This is a genomic window from Psychrobacter sp. 1Y4, assembly GCF_051847555.1.
Genome location: NZ_JBPYDE010000987.1, coordinates 1 through 553 on the forward strand (window position 1 = coordinate 1; position 553 = coordinate 553).

General features: G+C 40.0%; 1 protein-coding gene and 1 pseudogene. One reads left to right on the forward strand and one right to left on the reverse strand.

Annotated elements, in window-relative coordinates:
- Positions 1-241, forward strand: a 241-nt coding sequence (gene scpB, locus ACS8FC_RS19995; protein ID WP_439298069.1) for an SMC-Scp complex subunit ScpB, incomplete at its 5' end; no start/stop codon positions are given.
- Positions 242-389: 148 nt separating this feature from the next.
- Here the strand turns inward: scpB and ACS8FC_RS20000 are convergent.
- Positions 390-553 (reverse strand): annotated as a pseudogene (locus ACS8FC_RS20000) (outer membrane lipoprotein chaperone LolA); the annotation flags it as partial.

Here is a 553-nt window from a genome sequence, read left to right on the forward strand (position 1 = left end):
TGCTTATAAGCAACCTGTGACACGTAGTGATATTGAGCAAGTGCGCGGTGTGATGTTATCAAGCAATATACTACGCCAGCTATTTGATAAAGGGTGGATCATTGAGAAAGGCTTTAAGGATACTTTGGGACGTCCAGCATTACTCCATACCACCGCACAATTCTTAGATGCGTTTGGGCTGAGTCATTTAGATGAGCTACCACCGATGCCAGATATGGAATCCATACGAGCTATGTCTTAATTTTTCTGCTGACCAAACTATCATGACGCTCATAAAAAAGGACAGATCACCTAAGATCTGTCCTTTTTATTTGGCTATCACTCTTAGTTGCTTTCAACCTTAGATAAATAGCAAAGCATCATGATCTGCTTCACTAATTAGTTGGTCCTTATTGATTGATGACATCAACACCTTTTGGTGGAGTAAATTTAAACTGACTGCTGCCGATACTTGGATTCATTTTGATACCACTAAACTTAATAGAGGTCGTTTGTCCAAGTGTATCGTTCAATACCATCATCACAGGTTTGCCGCCACTAAAGCTCATTGATA